This is a genomic window from Sinorhizobium mexicanum (assembly GCF_013488225.1).
Taxonomy (GTDB): domain Bacteria; phylum Pseudomonadota; class Alphaproteobacteria; order Rhizobiales; family Rhizobiaceae; genus Sinorhizobium; species Sinorhizobium mexicanum.
Genome location: NZ_CP041241.1, coordinates 382,211 through 399,109, shown reverse-complemented (window position 1 = coordinate 399,109; position 16,899 = coordinate 382,211). Strand labels below are relative to the sequence as shown.

At 63.4% G+C, this 16,899-nt stretch carries 17 protein-coding genes; 11 read left to right on the top strand and 6 right to left on the bottom strand.

Annotated features, from left to right (window positions below):
• Nucleotides 1-109 precede the first annotated feature (109 nt).
• The 4 genes from FKV68_RS26025 to scpA are packed head-to-tail and all read left to right on the top strand — an operon-like array spanning nucleotide 110 to nucleotide 6,197.
• The gene (locus FKV68_RS26025; RefSeq protein WP_180943411.1) at nucleotides 110-1,642 is read left to right on the top strand and encodes an acyl-CoA carboxylase subunit beta; all 1,533 of its coding nucleotides are present in this window, start codon (nucleotides 110-112) and stop codon (nucleotides 1,640-1,642) included.
• A gap of 11 nt (nucleotides 1,643-1,653) precedes the next feature.
• Nucleotides 1,654-1,944 (top strand): hypothetical protein, encoded by a 291-nt coding sequence (locus FKV68_RS26020; protein ID WP_180943410.1) that lies wholly within the window; start codon nucleotides 1,654-1,656, stop codon nucleotides 1,942-1,944.
• A gap of 29 nt (nucleotides 1,945-1,973) precedes the next feature.
• Nucleotides 1,974-3,977, top strand: coding sequence for an acetyl-CoA carboxylase biotin carboxylase subunit (locus FKV68_RS26015; RefSeq protein ID WP_180943409.1), 2,004 nt, complete (start codon nucleotides 1,974-1,976; stop codon nucleotides 3,975-3,977).
• Between the two features lie 57 nt (nucleotides 3,978-4,034).
• Nucleotides 4,035-6,197, top strand: coding sequence for a methylmalonyl-CoA mutase (gene scpA / locus FKV68_RS26010; RefSeq protein ID WP_180943408.1), 2,163 nt, complete (start codon nucleotides 4,035-4,037; stop codon nucleotides 6,195-6,197).
• A gap of 8 nt (nucleotides 6,198-6,205) precedes the next feature.
• Here scpA and FKV68_RS26005 read toward each other — a convergent pair whose 3' ends face one another.
• The 3 genes from FKV68_RS26005 to phnF all read right to left on the bottom strand — a co-directional run bounded on the left by FKV68_RS26005 (nucleotide 6,206) and on the right by phnF (nucleotide 9,325).
• On the bottom strand, nucleotides 6,206-6,832 hold the full coding sequence (locus FKV68_RS26005; RefSeq protein ID WP_180943407.1) for a hypothetical protein: 627 nt from the start codon (nucleotides 6,830-6,832) through the stop codon (nucleotides 6,206-6,208).
• 30 nt (nucleotides 6,833-6,862) lie between these two features.
• Nucleotides 6,863-8,257 carry a selenium-binding family protein gene (locus FKV68_RS26000; protein WP_180943406.1) on the bottom strand — a complete coding sequence of 465 codons (1,395 nt, stop codon included), beginning with the start codon at nucleotides 8,255-8,257 and terminating at the stop codon, nucleotides 6,863-6,865.
• Between the two features lie 330 nt (nucleotides 8,258-8,587).
• On the bottom strand, nucleotides 8,588-9,325 hold the full coding sequence (gene phnF, locus FKV68_RS25995) for a phosphonate metabolism transcriptional regulator PhnF (RefSeq protein ID WP_180943405.1): 738 nt from the start codon (nucleotides 9,323-9,325) through the stop codon (nucleotides 8,588-8,590).
• A 122-nt stretch (nucleotides 9,326-9,447) separates the two neighbouring features.
• Here phnF and phnG point away from each other — a divergent pair, with 122 nt between their 5' ends.
• The 7 genes from phnG to FKV68_RS25960 all read left to right on the top strand — a co-directional run bounded on the left by phnG (nucleotide 9,448) and on the right by FKV68_RS25960 (nucleotide 14,685).
• Nucleotides 9,448-9,921: a phosphonate C-P lyase system protein PhnG gene (gene phnG, locus FKV68_RS25990; protein ID WP_180943404.1), complete on the top strand. Its 474-nt coding sequence runs from the start codon at nucleotides 9,448-9,450 to the stop codon at nucleotides 9,919-9,921.
• Nucleotides 9,921-10,529 carry a phosphonate C-P lyase system protein PhnH gene (gene phnH, locus FKV68_RS25985; RefSeq protein WP_180943403.1) on the top strand — a complete coding sequence of 203 codons (609 nt, stop codon included), beginning with the start codon at nucleotides 9,921-9,923 and terminating at the stop codon, nucleotides 10,527-10,529. The genes phnG and phnH overlap by 1 nt, the downstream gene beginning before the upstream one ends.
• Nucleotides 10,530-10,531: 2 nt before the next feature.
• Nucleotides 10,532-11,638, top strand: a complete 1,107-nt coding sequence (locus tag FKV68_RS25980; protein ID WP_180943402.1) for a carbon-phosphorus lyase complex subunit — start codon at nucleotides 10,532-10,534, stop codon at nucleotides 11,636-11,638.
• Nucleotides 11,635-12,528, top strand: a complete 894-nt coding sequence (locus FKV68_RS25975) for an alpha-D-ribose 1-methylphosphonate 5-phosphate C-P-lyase PhnJ (protein ID WP_180943401.1) — start codon at nucleotides 11,635-11,637, stop codon at nucleotides 12,526-12,528. The genes FKV68_RS25980 and FKV68_RS25975 overlap by 4 nt, the downstream gene beginning before the upstream one ends.
• Nucleotides 12,525-13,301 carry a phosphonate C-P lyase system protein PhnK gene (gene phnK, locus FKV68_RS25970; RefSeq protein ID WP_180943400.1) on the top strand — a complete coding sequence of 259 codons (777 nt, stop codon included), beginning with the start codon at nucleotides 12,525-12,527 and terminating at the stop codon, nucleotides 13,299-13,301. Before FKV68_RS25975 ends, phnK begins: the two co-directional genes overlap by 4 nt.
• A 65-nt stretch (nucleotides 13,302-13,366) precedes the next feature.
• Nucleotides 13,367-14,074: a phosphonate C-P lyase system protein PhnL gene (gene phnL, locus FKV68_RS25965; protein WP_180943399.1), complete on the top strand. Its 708-nt coding sequence runs from the start codon at nucleotides 13,367-13,369 to the stop codon at nucleotides 14,072-14,074.
• Nucleotides 14,071-14,685: a DapH/DapD/GlmU-related protein gene (locus tag FKV68_RS25960; RefSeq protein WP_180943398.1), complete on the top strand. Its 615-nt coding sequence runs from the start codon at nucleotides 14,071-14,073 to the stop codon at nucleotides 14,683-14,685. Before phnL ends, FKV68_RS25960 begins: the two co-directional genes overlap by 4 nt.
• Here the strand turns inward: FKV68_RS25960 and FKV68_RS25955 are convergent.
• The 3 genes from FKV68_RS25955 to FKV68_RS25945 all read right to left on the bottom strand — a co-directional run bounded on the left by FKV68_RS25955 (nucleotide 14,676) and on the right by FKV68_RS25945 (nucleotide 16,775).
• Nucleotides 14,676-15,290 carry a DUF922 domain-containing Zn-dependent protease gene (locus FKV68_RS25955; RefSeq protein ID WP_180943397.1) on the bottom strand — a complete coding sequence of 205 codons (615 nt, stop codon included), beginning with the start codon at nucleotides 15,288-15,290 and terminating at the stop codon, nucleotides 14,676-14,678. The genes FKV68_RS25960 and FKV68_RS25955 overlap by 10 nt on opposite strands.
• Nucleotides 15,291-15,459: 169 nt before the next feature.
• On the bottom strand, nucleotides 15,460-15,999 hold the full coding sequence (locus FKV68_RS25950; protein ID WP_180943396.1) for a DUF992 domain-containing protein: 540 nt from the start codon (nucleotides 15,997-15,999) through the stop codon (nucleotides 15,460-15,462).
• A gap of 230 nt (nucleotides 16,000-16,229) precedes the next feature.
• Nucleotides 16,230-16,775, bottom strand: a complete 546-nt coding sequence (locus tag FKV68_RS25945) for a Pycsar system effector family protein (protein ID WP_180943395.1) — start codon at nucleotides 16,773-16,775, stop codon at nucleotides 16,230-16,232.
• Between the last annotated feature and the right edge of the window lie 124 nt (nucleotides 16,776-16,899).

Below are 16,899 nucleotides of genomic sequence, written 5' to 3'. Positions count from 1 at the left end.
CGCACATGATCGGCCGTTTTGCCATCCGACCTTCGACGCTATTGCGAAGCTAGGAACGCCTCTGCAAAATCGAGAAAATCTCGGCGAGAAAGAATTCGGGAGGAGACACATGCGCGCCATACTGGAACAGGTGGAGGCCCGCCGCGCACAAGCGCGCGCCGGCGGCGGCGAGCGCCGCGTCGAGACCCAGCACGGCAAGGGCAAGCTGACGGCGCGCGAGCGCATCGACGTGCTGCTCGACGAAGACTCCTTCGAAGAATACGACATGTACGTGACGCATCGCTGCGTCGACTTCGGCATGGCCGACCAGAAGATTGCCGGCGATGGCGTCGTCACTGGCTGGGGCACGATCAACGGCCGGCAGGTCTATGTCTTTTCCCAGGATTTCACCGTGCTCGGCGGCTCGCTTTCCGAGACCCATGCGGAAAAGATCTGCAAGATCATGGACATGGCAGCCCGCAACGGCGCGCCAGTGATCGGCCTCAACGATTCCGGCGGCGCGCGCATCCAGGAGGGCGTTGCCTCGCTCGCCGGCTATGCGGAGGTTTTCCGCCGCAATGCGGAAGTCTCCGGCGTCATCCCGCAGATCTCGGTGATCATGGGGCCGTGCGCCGGCGGCGCGGTCTATTCGCCGGCGATGACCGATTTCATCTTCATGGTGCGCGACAGCTCCTACATGTTCGTCACCGGCCCCGATGTGGTGAAGACGGTGACGAACGAGATCGTCACCGCGGAGGAGCTCGGCGGCGCCCGCACCCATACGACGAAATCCTCGGTCGCCGACGGCGCCTTTGAAAATGACGTCGAGGCGCTCGAACACGTGCGCCTGCTCTTCGACTTCCTGCCGCTGAACAACCGCGAAAAACCGCCGGTCCGACCGTTTCACGACGACCCGGCGCGCGTCGAGATGCGTCTTGACAGCCTGATCCCCGACAGCGCCGCCAAGCCTTACGACATGAAGGAACTGATCGTGGCGCTTGCCGACGAAGGCGACTTCTTCGAGCTCCAGGCGAGCTTTGCCCGCAACATCATCACCGGCTTCATTCGCCTAGAAGGCCAGACTGTCGGTGTGGTCGCCAACCAGCCGATGGTGCTCGCCGGCTGCCTGGACATCGATTCCTCGCGCAAGGCCGCCCGCTTCGTCCGCTTCTGCGACGCCTTCTCGATCCCGATCCTGACGCTCGTCGACGTGCCGGGCTTCCTGCCGGGCACGAGCCAGGAATATGGCGGCGTCATCAAGCATGGCGCCAAGCTGCTCTTCGCCTATAGCCAGGCAACGGTACCGATGGTGACCCTCATTACCCGCAAGGCCTATGGCGGCGCCTATGACGTCATGGCCTCCAAGCACATCGGCGCCGACGTCAACTATGCCTGGCCGACGGCGGAGATCGCCGTCATGGGCGCCAAGGGCGCGACCGAAATCCTCTACCGCTCGGAGCTCGGCGATCCGGAAAAGATCGCCGCTCGCACGAAGGAATACGAGGAACGCTTCGCCAATCCCTTCGTCGCCGCCGAACGCGGCTTCATCGACGAGGTGATCATGCCGCACTCGTCGCGCCGCCGTATCGCCCGCGCTTTCGCATCGCTCCGCAACAAGCAGGCGGAAACGCGCTGGCGCAAGCACGACACGATCCCGCTCTGACGAGGCACGCGATGAAGCCGGACCCGGACCCCGTTATGACACCCGACGCGGCGCGCAGCGATCACTGGCAGATGCTGCGCTACATGGCAGTGAACGCACTTTACGGCGCGCTCGTGGGTGCAGCGGCTGCCGGCGCGCTGATCTGGCTCAATATCGGCGCGGTCGGCACCCACATCGCACGCTCCGCAAACCCGCTGCTTGCAGCCGCCATGGTGATTGCCCCTTTCGCTCTCCTCTTTGGCGGCGCGGTTGCGGCCTCTTCCATTGCGCTTCTGCCCTATCGGCGAAAATTCAGGCGCTGACGCGACAGAAAGGATTCAAAGAGAAACGTATGTTCAAGAAAATCCTCATCGCCAATCGTGGCGAAATCGCCTGCCGCGTCATCCGCACCGCCAAGAGGCTCGGCATTGCGACCGTCGCCGTCTACTCCGATGCCGATCGCGACGCCATGCATGTCCGCATGGCGGATGAAGCGGTATACATCGGCGCCTCGCCCTCCAGCCAGTCCTATATTGTCATCGACAAGATCCTCGACGCGATCCGCAAGACCGGCGCCGATGCCGTGCATCCGGGCTACGGCTTCCTTTCGGAAAACGCCGCCTTTGCCGAAGCGCTGGAGAAGGAGGGCATCGTCTTCATCGGGCCGCCGGTCGGTGCCATCCAGGCGATGGGCGACAAGATCACCTCGAAGAAGATTGCCGCAGAAGCCGATGTTTCGACCGTTCCCGGTCATATGGGCCTGATCGAGGACGCCGAGGAAGCCGTCCGGATTTCCACCGCCATCGGCTATCCGGTGATGATCAAGGCGTCGGCCGGCGGCGGCGGCAAGGGCATGCGGATCGCCTGGAACGACATCGAGGCGCGCGAAGGCTTCCAGTCGTCAAAGAACGAGGCGAAAAGCTCCTTCGGCGACGACCGCATCTTCATCGAAAAATTCGTGACCGAGCCCCGCCACATCGAAATCCAGGTGCTCGGCGACAAACACGGCAACACGCTCTATCTCGGCGAGCGCGAATGCTCGATCCAGCGCCGTAACCAGAAGGTCATCGAAGAAGCCCCGTCCCCGTTCCTCGACGAGAAGACGCGGCGCGCCATGGGCGAGCAGGCGGTCGCGCTCGCCAAAGCCGTCGGCTATCACTCCGCCGGTACGGTCGAATTCATCGTCGACGGCGAACGCAACTTCTACTTCCTCGAGATGAATACCCGTTTGCAGGTGGAGCATCCGGTGACGGAACTCATCACCGGGCTCGACCTCGTCGAGCAGATGATCCGCGTCGCCGCCGGCGAGGAACTCGCCTTCAGCCAGAAAGACGTGAAGCTCGACGGCTGGGCGATCGAAAGCCGGCTCTACGCGGAGGACCCCTACCGCAACTTCCTGCCTTCGATCGGCCGGCTGACGCGCTACCGCCCGCCCGAGGAAGGAAGGCGGGACGACGGGACCGTCATCCGCAACGACACCGGCGTCTTCGAGGGCGGCGAAATCTCGATGTATTACGACCCGATGATCGCCAAGCTCTGCACCTGGGGGCCGGATCGCGCCACGGCCGTCGAGGCGATGGCGAGCGCACTCGACGATTTCGAGGTCGAGGGCATAGGGCACAACCTCCCGTTCCTTTCCGCGGTCATGCAGCAGCGGCGCTTCCGCGAAGGGCGGCTGACCACCGCCTATATCGCCGAGGAATTTACCGACGGCTTCCAGGGCGTCGTCCCGGACGAGGCGGATGCACGCAAGCTTGCGGCCGTCGCGGTCGCGATCAACCAGGCGCTACAGGAGCGCGCAAGCCAGATCTCGGGCACGATCGGCAACCACCGCCGCGTCGTTGGTCACGACTGGGTGGCAAGCCTTGGTGATCGCCACTTTGCCGTCACGGCCGGCGCCTCGGCCGATGGCGCCTTCGTTCGCTTTGCCGACGAGAGAGCGGTGACGGTCGCGACCGACTGGACGCCCGGCCGCACGCTTGCCACCTTCAACATCGACAATTGGCCTATGGGCGTGAAGGTCGATCTCGTCGGCACCGGGATCCGGCTGCGCTGGCGCGGCATCGACGTGATCGTGCGCGTCAGAACCCCGCGCGTTGCCGAACTTGCGCGGCTGATGCCGAAGAAGCTGCCGCCGGACACGTCGAAGATGCTGCTCTGCCCGATGCCAGGCGTCGTGACCTTGATCGCCGTCAAGGAGGGCGACACGGTCGAGGCCGGACAGGCAATCGCCGTCGTCGAGGCGATGAAGATGGAAAACATCCTCCGGGCTGAGAAGCGAGCAACGGTCAAGCGCGTGGCAATTGTCGCCGGAGCGAGCCTCGCGGTGGACGAGCTGATCATGGAGTTCGAGTGATGCCCTCCAACGCGCGATCATCGTTTGCGCCCACCGGTGAGAAGGAGCGGAAAGCCAATGCCTGACAATGACAACGGTCCCCAAAATACCAATCCGCTGAAAGACTGGGCCACGCTCGCCGAACGCGAAGTTAAGGTGCCGCTGGAAGATCTCGTCTGGCACACCCCGGAGGGCATTCCGGTCAAGCCAATCTATACGGCCGAGGACATGCAGGGCGTCGACCATCTCGGCACGCTGCCGGGCTTCGCGCCGTTCACGCGCGGGCCACGCGCCACGATGTACGTCGGCCGGCCATGGACCATCCGGCAATATGCCGGCTTCTCCACCGCCGAGGCCTCCAACGCCTTTTACCGCAAGGCGCTCGCCGCCGGCCAGCAGGGCGTTTCCGTCGCCTTCGACCTCGCCACCCACCGCGGCTACGATTCAGATCATCCGCGCGTCGTCGGCGACGTCGGCAAGGCCGGCGTGGCGATCGATAGCGTCGAGGACATGAAGATCCTGTTCGACGGCATTCCGCTCGACAAGATCTCGGTCTCGATGACGATGAACGGCGCGGTGATCCCGATTCTCGCTTCCTTCATCGTCGCCGGCGAGGAGCAGGGCGTGCCGCGGCGGGAGCTCTCCGGGACCATTCAGAACGACATCCTCAAGGAGTTCATGGTCCGCAACACCTACATCTACCCGCCCGAGCCGTCGATGCGGATCGTCGCCGACATCATCGCCTACACGGCGAAAGATATGCCACGCTTCAACTCGATCTCGATTTCCGGCTACCACATGCAGGAGGCCGGCGCGACGCTGGTGCAGGAGTTGGCCTTCACCCTTGCCGACGGGCGCGAATACGTTCGCGCGGCAATTGCCAAGGGCTTGAATGTCGATGACTTCGCCGGCCGGCTCTCGTTCTTCTTCGCCATCGGCATGAACTTCTTCATGGAGGCCGCCAAGCTACGCGCCGCGCGCTTCCTCTGGGCGAAGATTATGGAAGACTTCCGCCCGAAAAAGCAGTCCTCCCTGATGCTGCGCACCCATTGCCAGACGTCCGGGGTGTCGCTTGCCGAGCAGGACCCCTACAACAACATCATCCGCACCGCCTTCGAAGCGATGTCGGCGGTGCTCGGCGGCACGCAGTCGCTGCACACCAATTCCTTCGACGAGGCGATGGCGCTGCCGACCGAGTTCTCCGCGCGCATCGCCCGCAACACGCAACTGATCCTCCAGCATGAGACCGGCGTGACCAAGGTGGTCGATCCGCTCGCCGGCTCCTATTACGTCGAGGCGCTGACCCGCGATCTCGCGGAAAAGGCCTGGGCGTTGATGGAGGAGGTGGAAGCGCTGGGCGGAATGACCAAGGCTGTGGCAAGCGGCCTGCCGAAGCGGCTGATCGAGGAGGCTGCGATCCGACGCCAGGCGGCGGTCGACAAGGGCGACGAGGTTATCGTCGGCGTCAACAAGTATCGGCGCGAAAACGAAGAGCCTATCGATATCCTCGAGATCGACAACACCGCCGTCCGGGCGGCGCAGATCAAGCGCATCGAGGAGACCAAACGCCGGCGCGACTCGCAGAAGGTCAAGGAAACGCTAGAGGCACTGACCGAAGTGGCACGAAGTGGCGAGGGTAATCTGCTCGCGGCCGCGATCGAAGCCGCGCGGGCGCGTGCCACCGTCGGCGAGATCTCCGAAGCGATGCGGCAGGCCTTCGGCGACTACACCGCGGTCCCGGAAGTCGTCACCGACATCTACGGAAAGGCCTATGAAAGCGATCCCGAGCTCGGCGTGCTCGCCGGGCGTCTCGACGAGGTCACCAGGCGGCTTGGCCACAAGCCGAAGATCATGGTGGCCAAGCTCGGCCAGGACGGGCACGATCGGGGCGCCAAGGTGATCGCCTCGGCCTTCGGTGACATCGGCTTCAATGTCGTCGCCGGCCCGCTGTTCCAGACGCCGGAAGAAGCCGCCGACCTGGCGCTCGCCGAAGAGGTTACCGTTATCGGCGTCTCCTCGCTTGCCGCCGGCCACAAGACACTGATGCCCCAATTGGCCGAGGCGCTGAAGAAGCGCGGTGGCAAGGACATCATCGTCGTCTGCGGCGGCGTTATTCCGCGACAGGATTATCAATACCTGATGGACAACGGCGTCGCCGCCGTCTTCGGTCCCGGCACGCACGTGCTCGACGCCGCGCGGGCAGTGCTCGATCTGATCGAGGGCAAGCGCCGGAACATCTGACCGGCGCCTCAAGCCACGACAAGAATGACGCCGGTCACGACCAGCGCCAGCGTCCAGATAAGGTCGAAGTTGATCCATGCCGAGCGCAGGACCGCAAGACCGAGCCATTCGACGACGATCAAGGAAACCGCGGTGGTGACCGCGAGCGTCGCCGCGGTATGGAGTGCGATAGCCGCCAGCGAGATCGGCAGCGAACTGCCGAGAGGGATGGTGGCTGATTGGTCCGCAAGGCAGAGGCCCAACACGGCAGGCACCAGCATCAGCCCCGCGCCATGCCCCGTCGCCATCAGGAATGACCAGAGTGCAAGGCCGGCCATTCCGGTTCGCATGCCGACCCGGACCCGGTGGCGGTGCCCATAGAAGGCGTAGTAGCCGGCGAGCCCGAGAATGAGCGCGGCCGCCAAGAACTTGAGGCTCCGCAGGTCAACGACCGTGCCAAAGGCAATAAAGGCCGCCAGCACGACCGCGATGGCGGCTGCATGCCCGGCGGCAATGGGCAGCAGCGACAGCCAGACGATCCGCGAACTTTGTCGATGGAGCCCCAGCGCCACGGCAAACAGCCAACCCATCGCAGGGTTGACGCCGTGGAAGGCGCCAAGGCCGGCAAGGGAAAGCCACGGCCAGAAATCAGTCATCCGTACTGGCGGGGCACGATCCCACACCCCTCACGGATAGCAATATGAGTCGGACGAGCAGTCGCCACCTTCCAGGCGCACCTGATGCGGGCGATGACCCTTCGGCCAATCGACGAAAAAGCTCTCGTCGAAGGAAATTCCGCCATTGTCGCCGACGTCCAGCTTCACCATCCATCCGTCGATGCCGTCCGGATAGAATTGCGGGTCGATCGCGCCGTAGAGCGAGTTGGTGAAATATACGCGCTTGCCGTCGCGGCTGATTTCCACCATCTGCGGTCCGCCATTGAGCGCGCCGTTCGACGCCTTCGGATGCGTTGCGCGGGAAACGATCCCGCCGATCCTGACGCGGCCGGTCTCCTTCGGCGCAAGGGGGTCCGAAACGTCGTACTGGATCATGTCGCCGGTTCCCCAGCAGGAAACATAGAGGAACCGGTCGTCCATCGAGAGATCGATGTCGGTCACGAGCGGAGCGACCGCCTTGAAGCCCTTGAGCACCGGTGGCAGGAGGTCCGGGTCGGCCGGCTCGGCCGGAATCTCGATCACTTTCTTCACCGCCCACTGGTCGCCGTCTCGATACCATGTCCAAATCGAGGCGGAGAGATCCTTGAGACTGATGACGCAGCCAACGAAACCATGGGCCTTGGTCGGATCATGGGCTGGACGCAATTCGAAGATGAGCTGGTGCTCTTCGCCGAGATCGATCTCCTGCACGTGCTTGCGCTTGTTGAGATCCCAGAAATGCAGCCTGTGGCCATATTTCGAGCCGAGCAGTACTTCCGGAACCAGGCCGTTTTCGAAGTTTTCCGGGGTTCCCCACTCGCTGGTGATCATCGTGTCGTGGCCGAGGTGCCACCAGAAATCATAGGCGAGCTTCTGCGGGCCACGATCCATCTCCCATTGCCCGAGCACGTCGAAGCTGTCGTGGTCGAGCAGGAAGATGCCACCGGGAGCGTTGCCGTCGCGGTCGGCAAGCGCGTTGACATAGATGCCCTCCGGTCCGCAATGGATGGTGTGCAGCCGGGAATAGTTTGCCTTCTCGGCGATTTCCGCCGGATCGATCACGCGGACGATCCGCGGATTTTTGGGATCCGGCTTGGTGTCGAGAATATGAAGCCGCGACGACCTCAGCCCCGGCACGACCAGATAGCGGCGCTCGACATGAGGATGCGGCGCATTGGGGCAAAGGCAGGACGAACAGGCATTCCAGCCGAAGTGATGCAGTTCGTCGCCGACGTTCGGCATGTCGACCTGCCCGACGATCTGAGAATAGCTCGTGGAGGTCGGCTCGACGTCGACCACCGCGATCGCATCCGGTCGCTGTCGGTCGGGATCGAAGGCCGCCACATAGGCGATGGTTTCCTTGGGGGCCTTTGCGGCCATACGGGGTGATGGATAGAAGGAAGGATCGGGTCGCCACGTCGCCATTTTTATTCTCCCCCAGAGAAGTCAATGCGTGGATCCTGATGCGAAGCCTAATGCATATCGCCCAAAAATGTGTGCAGCGGTTTTGGGACAACGACATGCATAAAAGCAGTTTAGTAGATGCGGCAAAAACGCGTCGGAAATGCGGCGCATCGCCTTATTCGGACGGCGCAATCGAATGAAAGAAAGCGACGAATTCGACGCGGAACTCTGGGGCAGAGCGTCGCCGCGGGGTACCTTCTCCTCCGCCTGCGGCAGAGAAGGTGCCGGCAGGCGGATGAGGGGCGCTCCCATGGAGCCAGTCGCCCTGCCGGTTCAACCGAAGTTGTCGCTCTATGTCTCGATCCTGAGCTTCATCCGGTCGGCCGCAAAGCGCGTGCGCGAAAATTCGACGGGCTTGCCGTCCAGATCGACGTTCACCGATTGCGCTTCCATCACGATCGCGCCGGGCGATAGCTTCAACTGTGAAAGCTCGTCCGCATCGGCATGCCGCGCGACGATTTCGGTCGAAACGCGGACATAGTCATCGAGCCCCTGCGCGGCAAGGGCCTTGGTGATGGAGCCGAGCCGGGAATATTCCTCGGCCATCCGCGGAAAACGATCTACCGGAAAATAGCTGAACGACATGGAGAGCGGCCGGCCGTCGCCGCTGCTGACCGTCCGCAATTCCGTAAGCGGAGAGCCGGGAGAAACCGCAAGGGCCGCCGCGATCTCGCCGCTCGCCGGCACTTCCGCATGGCCAAGCAGCCGCGTACCGATCTCCTTGACCTGCCGGCCGAGCCCCTGCGAAAAGCGGGTGCGCCGCGAGATCGGATAGCTGACGCGGTCCTTGCGCGTGATCATGGTGCCCCGCCCCTGAACTGCGTGGACAAGGCCTTCCTCGCCAAGCGCCGCCAAAGCGCTCCTGACCGTGTGGCGGTTGACGCCGAACTCCTGCGCCAGCACCGTCTCCGGCGGCACCATGCCGGTCGCGTCATAGTCGCCATTGCTGATCGAAAGCCGGATGCGGTCGGCGATCTGCCGCCAGAGCGCCACGCCGGTCTGCCGTTCGACCACTTTCTTCAACGCCATTTTCTTGTCCCGAGTTCTCGCCCCATTTTCTTCGCCAATGTCACAAGCCTGTCATTTGCGAACGTTAAGGAAGGATATAAGATGTATAGTTGTCTAGATCAATAGACATTTTGGAGTGATAGATGGACGCAACGCAGAAACACGAGGCGCTGCCGGACGCAGCCCCAGAACGCCGGGAAGGCATGCGGCTTCTCGCCCGCGCCACACTCGCGGAACTTGTCGGCGCCTGGGAGGCGATCACCGACAGGCCGGACGTCGCGCCGGTACGCGGCCCGGAAACGGGGCTCGTCATGGTGCGCGGCCGGATCGGCGGCGGCGGCGACGCCTTCAATCTCGGCGAGGCAACCGTGTCGCGCGCTACGGTCAGGCTCGCCAGCGGCGAGATCGGCCACGGACAGATGCTTGGCACCGACAAGGAACGGGCCCGCTTGGCCGCGATCTTCGATGCGCTCTTCCAGACCGAGAGGTATCGCTCCGCGATCGAAGCGCTGCACCGGCTGATCGCCGCCCGCATCGATGCCGAAGACCGTCGAAAGGCGGAAGAGACTGCCGCAACCCGCGTCGATTTCTTCACCATGGTCCGGGGAGACGACTGATGGCCGCACAATCGCAAATCTACGCCGGTGCTTTCGCCGACCCGGTATTCCAGGCGCAATCCGTGTTCCGTGTTCTGATGGATGGTCTCGCCCGCCCGGGCACCGTTGCCAGCCTCGCGGCGCTTGCCTCGCCGCCCTTGCCCCTCGGCAAGGCAAGCGGCGCCGTCGCGCTGACGCTCTGCGACCACGATACACCGGTCTGGCTCTCCCCAGCGCTCGCAAAGTCCGCCGTGCCGCAATGGATCGCCTTCCATACCGGTGCGCCGGTGACCGAAACGAAGGATGACGCCCGCTTCGCCTTCATCGAGAGGCGCGGCGCGGTGCCGAGTTTCGACCAGTTCGCACTCGGCACGCAGGAATATCCCGATCGCTCGACAACGCTGGTGATCGAGGTCGAGGCACTCACGGGTGGACAACCGCTTATCGCCAGGGGACCGGGAATCAAGGACGAAACCATCATCGCGCCCACAGGCCTTCCCGACCCCTTCCTCGAGTTCTGGACGGCGAACAGGGCGATTTTCCCGCGCGGTATCGACCTGATGCTGACGGCGGGTGACGCGGTGCTTTGCCTGCCGCGTACGACCAAACTCTCCGCCAGGGAGGCATAATCATGTATGTAGCCGTCAAGGGCGGGGAAGCCGCCATTGCCAATGCCCATCGCCTGCTCGCCGATCGCCGCCGCGGCGACCGCTCGCTGCCCTCGATCACCATCGAGCAGGTGGTTGAACAGCTCGGGCTCGCCGTCGACCGCGTGATGGCCGAGGCCTCGCTTTATGACCCGGCGCTTGCGGCGCTTGCCGTGCGCCAGGCGCGCGGCGACATGATCGAGGCGATCTTCATCCTGCGGGCCTACCGCACGACGCTGCCGCGGTTCGGCTATTCCGAGCCGGTCGATACGGCGACGATGAAGGTCGAGCGCCGCGTCTCGGCAACCTACAAGGACCTGCCGGGCGGCCAGCTTCTTGGCCCCACCTTCGACTACACCCACCGCCTGCTCGACCCCTCGCTTATCGCAGACGAGGCGGTCGCGGAGCCGGCGGCCAAGGAGCCCGGCGAGCACGTCATGCGTGTTTCCGACATTCTCGATGGTGAAGGCCTCATCGAGGGCGACGGCCGGATGCCGGAAGGCCATGTGATGGGCGACCTCACGCGCGAGCCGATGGAGTTCCCGATGGCGCGCGACCTTCGCCTGCAGGCGCTTGCCCGTGGCGACGAGGGCTTCCTGCTGGCGCTCGCCTATTCCACGCAGCGCGGCTACGGCCGCACCCACCCCTTCGTCGGCGAAGTCCGGATCGGCGAGGTGGAGGTCGAGCTCGACCTGCCGGAGCTTGGCTTCGCCGTCTCACTCGGGCTGATCCGCGTCACCGAGTGCCAGATGGTCAACCAGTTCAAGGGCTCGGCCAAACAGCCGCCGCAGTTCACCCGTGGCTATGGCCTCGTCTTCGGCCAGAGCGAGCGCAAGGCCATGTCGATGTCGCTTGTCGACCGGGCGCTTCGCACCGACGAGTTCAGCGAGGATATCGTCGCCCCCGCCCAGGATCAGGAGTTCGTCATCTCGCATGCGGACAACGTCCAGGCGACCGGCTTCGTAGAGCATCTGAAGCTGCCGCATTACGTCGACTTCCAGGCGGAGCTCGATCTGGTGCGGCGCATGCGCCGCGAATACGAGGCCGCCCGCGCCGGCGGCGAGGACGGCATGAAGGAGGCCGCCGAATGAACGACCTTGCCACCTATAATTTCGCCTATCTCGACGAACAGACGAAGCGGATGATCCGCCGGGCGATCCTGAAAGCGGTCGCCATTCCCGGCTACCAGGTGCCCTTCGCCTCGCGCGAAATGCCGATGCCCTATGGCTGGGGCACGGGCGGGGTACAGGTGACCGCTTCGATCCTTGGGCCCGACGACGTGTTGAAGGTCATCGACCAGGGCGCCGACGACACGACCAATGCCGTCTCGATCCGCGCCTTCTTCCAGAAGGTCGCCGATGTCGCCGTCACCACGAAGACGAAGGACGCGACGATCATCCAGACCCGCCACCGCATTCCCGAGGAGACGCTGAGGGAAGGCCAGACGCTGGTCTATCAGGTGCCGATCCCAGAACCGCTCCGCTTCCTGGAGCCGCGCGAGACCGAGACGCGCAAGATGCATGCGCTCGAGGAATACGGCCTCATGCATGTGAAGCTATATGAGGATATCGCCCGCAACGGCCATATCGCCACGACCTATGCCTATCCGGTCAAGGTCGAGGGCCGCTACGTCATGGATCCCTCGCCGACGCCGAAATTCGATAATCCGAAGATGCATATGTCGGAAGCGCTGCAGCTCTTCGGCGCCGGCCGGGAAAAGCGCATCTACGCGGTGCCGCCCTATACGGACGTTGTCAGCCTCGACTTCGAAGACCACCCCTTCGAGATCCAGAAATTCGACAAGCCCTGCGCGCTCTGCGGCGCCGAGAATGTCTATCTCGACGAAGTGGTGCTCGACGACAAGGGCGGACGCATGTTCGTCTGCTCCGATACCGACCATTGCGAAGACCGGCGCGCGCATGGCCATGCCGGACACATGCTCGCCCGCCCAACGCAAGAAAGCCAGGAGGCCGCAGAATGAGCGCCGTTCCGCTTCTGAAAGTCAACGACGTCTCGAAGTTCTACGGCAGCCGCATCGGATGCCGGAACGTCTCCTTCGAGCTCTACCCGGGAGAGGTGCTGGCGATCGTCGGCGAATCCGGGTCCGGCAAGACGACCCTTCTGTCCTGCCTCTCGACACGGCTGATGCCGACCTCCGGGATCGTCGAATACCATATGCGTGACGGACAATACCGCGATCTCGCCCGCATGGGCGAGGCGGAGCGGCGCTTCCTGATGCGCACAGATTGGGGCTTCGTTCACCAGAACCCGGCAGACGGGCTCCGGATGACGGTTTCGGCCGGCGCCAACGTCGGCGAGCGCCTGATGGCCGTCGGCGACCGGCACTACGGCAACATCCGCGCCACGGCAAAGGATTGGCTTACCCGCGTCGAAATCGACGAGGACCGGATCGACGACCAGCCGCGCGCCTTTTCCGGCGGCATGCGCCAGCGCCTGCAGATCGCCCGCAATCTCGTCACCTCCCCTCGCCTCGTCTTCATGGACGAGCCGACCGGCGGCCTCGACGTCTCGGTGCAGGCACGCCTGCTCGATCTCGTGCGCGGGCTCGTCCACGATCTCGGTCTCGCGGCGATCATCGTGACCCATGACCTCGCCGTGGCGCGCCTCCTGTCGCACCGGATGATGGTGATGAAGGACGGCGCCGTCATCGAACAGGGGCTCACCGACCGGGTGCTCGACGATCCGCGCGAGCCCTACACCCAGCTTCTCGTTTCCTCGATTCTCCAGGTGTGACGCATGATCCCGAAAAGTGGAATCCGATTTTCGGACAAGATCATGCGCAAAGGAAAGTAACAGTCATGGCCACTCCACTCGTTGTTTCAGAAGTCGCCAAGAGCTTCACCATGCACTTGCGTGATGGCGTCCGCCTGCCGGTGGTCGCCAATGTCTCCTTCTCGGTCAAGGCTGGCGAATGCGTCGTGCTCGGCGGCCCCTCGGGCGTCGGCAAGAGCTCGATCCTCAAGATGCTCTACGGCAATTACGGCGTCGACGAAGGCCAGATCCTGATGGAGCATGACGGCCGGTTGGTGAACCTTGCGACGGCAGAGCCGCGCACCGTGCTCGAAGTGCGGCGCACGACGCTCGGCTATGTCAGCCAGTTCCTGCGCGTCGTGCCACGCGTCTCCGCCCTCGACATCGTCGCTGAACCCTTACAAGCGCGCGGCGTTGCTGTCGCGGAGGCGCGGGACCGGGCGGCGGAACTGCTTGCGAAGCTCAACCTGCCGACCGAACTCTGGTCGCTGCCGCCGGCCACCTTTTCCGGCGGCGAGCAGCAGCGGGTCAACATCGCCCGCGGCTTCATCACCGATCACAGGATCCTGCTGCTCGACGAACCGACCGCCTCGCTCGACGCAAAGAACCGCGCGGTCGTCGTCGAGATGATCGCCAAGAAGAAAGCTGAAGGCACGGCGCTGATCGGCATCTTCCACGATGAGGAAGTGCGCGACGCGGTCGCCGACCGCATCCTCGACGTCTCCGAATTCTCGCCGAGGAAACAGGCGGCATGAGTCAGAAACTCGGGATCGAACCTTTTATTCATCCAACCGCGAGCGTCAGGAATTCGACACTCGGCCGCTACACCGAAGTCCAGGAGCGCTCCCGTCTCGACGAGGTCGAGTTCGGCGACTATTCCTACATCATGCAGGACGGCTCGATCTGGTGCGCGACGATCGGCAAGTTCGTCAACATCGCCGCCTCGGTGCGTATCAACGCCACCAACCATCCGACCTGGCGAGCGACGCTGCACCATTTCACCTATCGCGCGCCGAACTACTGGGACGATGCCGACCTCGATCACGATCTCTTCGCCTGGCGGCGGCAGAACCGGGTGACGATCGGCCACGATGTCTGGATCGGCCACGGCGCGACGATCCTGCCGGGGGTGACCGTCGGTAACGGCGCGGTGATCGGCGCCGGCGCCGTCGTCTCCAAGGACGTCGCCTCCTATACGATCGTCGGCGGCGTTCCGGCAAAACTCATCCGTGAGCGGTTCACGGCCGAGATCAGCCGGCGCATGGATCGCCTTGCCTGGTGGGATTGGGACCATGCCAAGCTGCGGCGCGCACTCGATGACTTCCGCCATCTGACCGCCGAGGAATTTCTCGTCCGTTACGGTTGAGCCACGATGCTGCTGCCGTTCACCAGCTTCAGGATAAGCTGGTGAACGTTGCCGCCGTCGCTCATCTCCACCCGGTCGAAATCCCGGCTGCGCTGCCGCTGCGCCAGCGAAAATGCGCCGAGGCGCTTGGTCAGTTCGGTCCTGATCTTGCGGCATGCTGGGTCGTCGGGCACCGTCAGGCCGACTGAGGCGCTTTCGATCTGGCGCACCATGTCCTTGATAAAATCGCCATGCACCCGTTCGTGCTTGTGCACGCCGGCGATGAACGTCTCCCAATCCTCCCGCGCACCCGCCGGCAATGCTTTTGCGGGTTTCGGCAGCATGTAGGTGATCGTAAGCTTCGGCTTCGCCGTCGAAAGGACGCAGGCGTCGCCCTGCGGCTCGTATTTGCGCGTCCAGGTCAGCTTGAAATCCGTGTGCGCGATCGCACGAACCGGGCCCAGCTGCGGTCCCCGCTCGCCGATCGAGGCATAAAGCTCGGCACCGGTTTCGCCCGAAATGGCATAGGTCCGAACCTTCTCGACCGCCTGCCACTCGGCGCCCGCGGTAGCAGGCAATGCAGCGACGCAAGCCGCGAATAGACAAGAACGAACGACTGCCCCCACGCAATCCCCCCCCGCGAAACCGATACGACACCCCGTCGCTGCCAGGCGAAGCCGGCAGCGACGGGGTTTCAAGCAATTCCAGCAAAAGCGTGCAGCGGTCTCCCGTCAGGAATTGCGTCGTTCCAAAAAGTTAGATCATGTCGCCGTTTCAATGAAGCCGTGAAATGATCTAGTTGACGGCGTTGAGCGTCATCGACGTACCGGCGGCCGCGATATTGAGCCCGAGCTGGCCGGTTACGCTGAGCGCCTGCAGATGAATCGAGCCGGACGTGCCGCCGATGAGTACATTTGCACCGACGCCGGCGCCGACGGTCGCTTCAGCTGATGCACCCTGGTAGATGCCGCCCAGGGATCCGCGGTGATAACCGGCGGTCGGCGCCAGCACCGCCCAGATCAGCCGGCTGCGCGTGGTGAAACCGAGATCGACGCCGAGTTTCCTGATCTCGCCCTGATAGTGATCCGAAGCCTCGCCCGCGAGTGTGGACCGAAAGACGCAATCGACCTCCTTGGCCGAGCCAAGAACGTAGCCGGTGCCGCCGCCGATGTTGCAGTCGAGATAGCCGATCTTCACGCCACCATGCAGATCCGGCTCCAGCGCCGGCGCCGGGGCTGGAGCCGGATAGCCTGGGAAGTCGGCGGCATTGGCGGCCATCGTCCCCGCGAGAACCAACGCCGCGGCGGACGTCCTCACGGCAAAACTCTTCTTCATACATGGTCTCCTTTTCGGGATCGGCAGCAGTGGCTGGCGCTCGGTCCTTCAGCAAACAGAGCGCAGGACGGGCTGAGACGGTAGGAGTTGCACCCTTAGTTGCCGATTGGGCTTTTCCAAGGCAAGCCTGAAGCGCGGGAGACGAAAAGGCGCTATCGGCCCGCACTCAACAACGTTTTCCACAATGCCATATGAGCTTGAGAGGCACTCTTCGCTGATGGAGGCTGGTGTCAGCCGGTCGCCAGGATCGCCACGTAGGCAAGCACCGTGACGATCAATCCCCGAAAAGCAAGATTGACGAAGCGGTATTTGCTGCACGCGATCGACGCAAGGGCGTCCGCATTCTCGATATATTGTTGGAACAGGTAGGCCGGGTGGCCGGCGGCTGCGGCTTTGCGGAACGTCTCGCGATGCGACAGCCAGCCGCCCCAGAAGAGCGTCGTCGACGTCGCACTCTTTCGCGGCAGAACGACGAGGATCGCCGAAATGATCGAGAAGATTGAAGCGATCGCAAGCAATGCCGATAAAACCATCGCCAATAGATCATCGCCGAAATAACGTTGCCAAGTGAACACGTTTCGTCCCTCGGCCGAGCTGATAAGGAACGCAAACATGAAGGTGAAGATATAGGCCGCCTTCTGGTCCGACATCTTTATTTGGTCGTAAAAGACGTCGTTGATCTTCCGTATGTGGTCGTAATACGCGCTTGGTCCGAGCTCCAGCGGTAATACTTCATCCGAAAGGTCTATGCTGTATACGCTTTCGCTAATCGCCATCTAAACCTGCCCCCTCGCACTGTTTCCCTCTTAATACACCGTAGCGATAAAAAAAGCCGCAGCATCACAGGGAACTTGACTTTTTTCTCCTGAAAATCCACTGGATTCGCAAGAACGAGGGTGG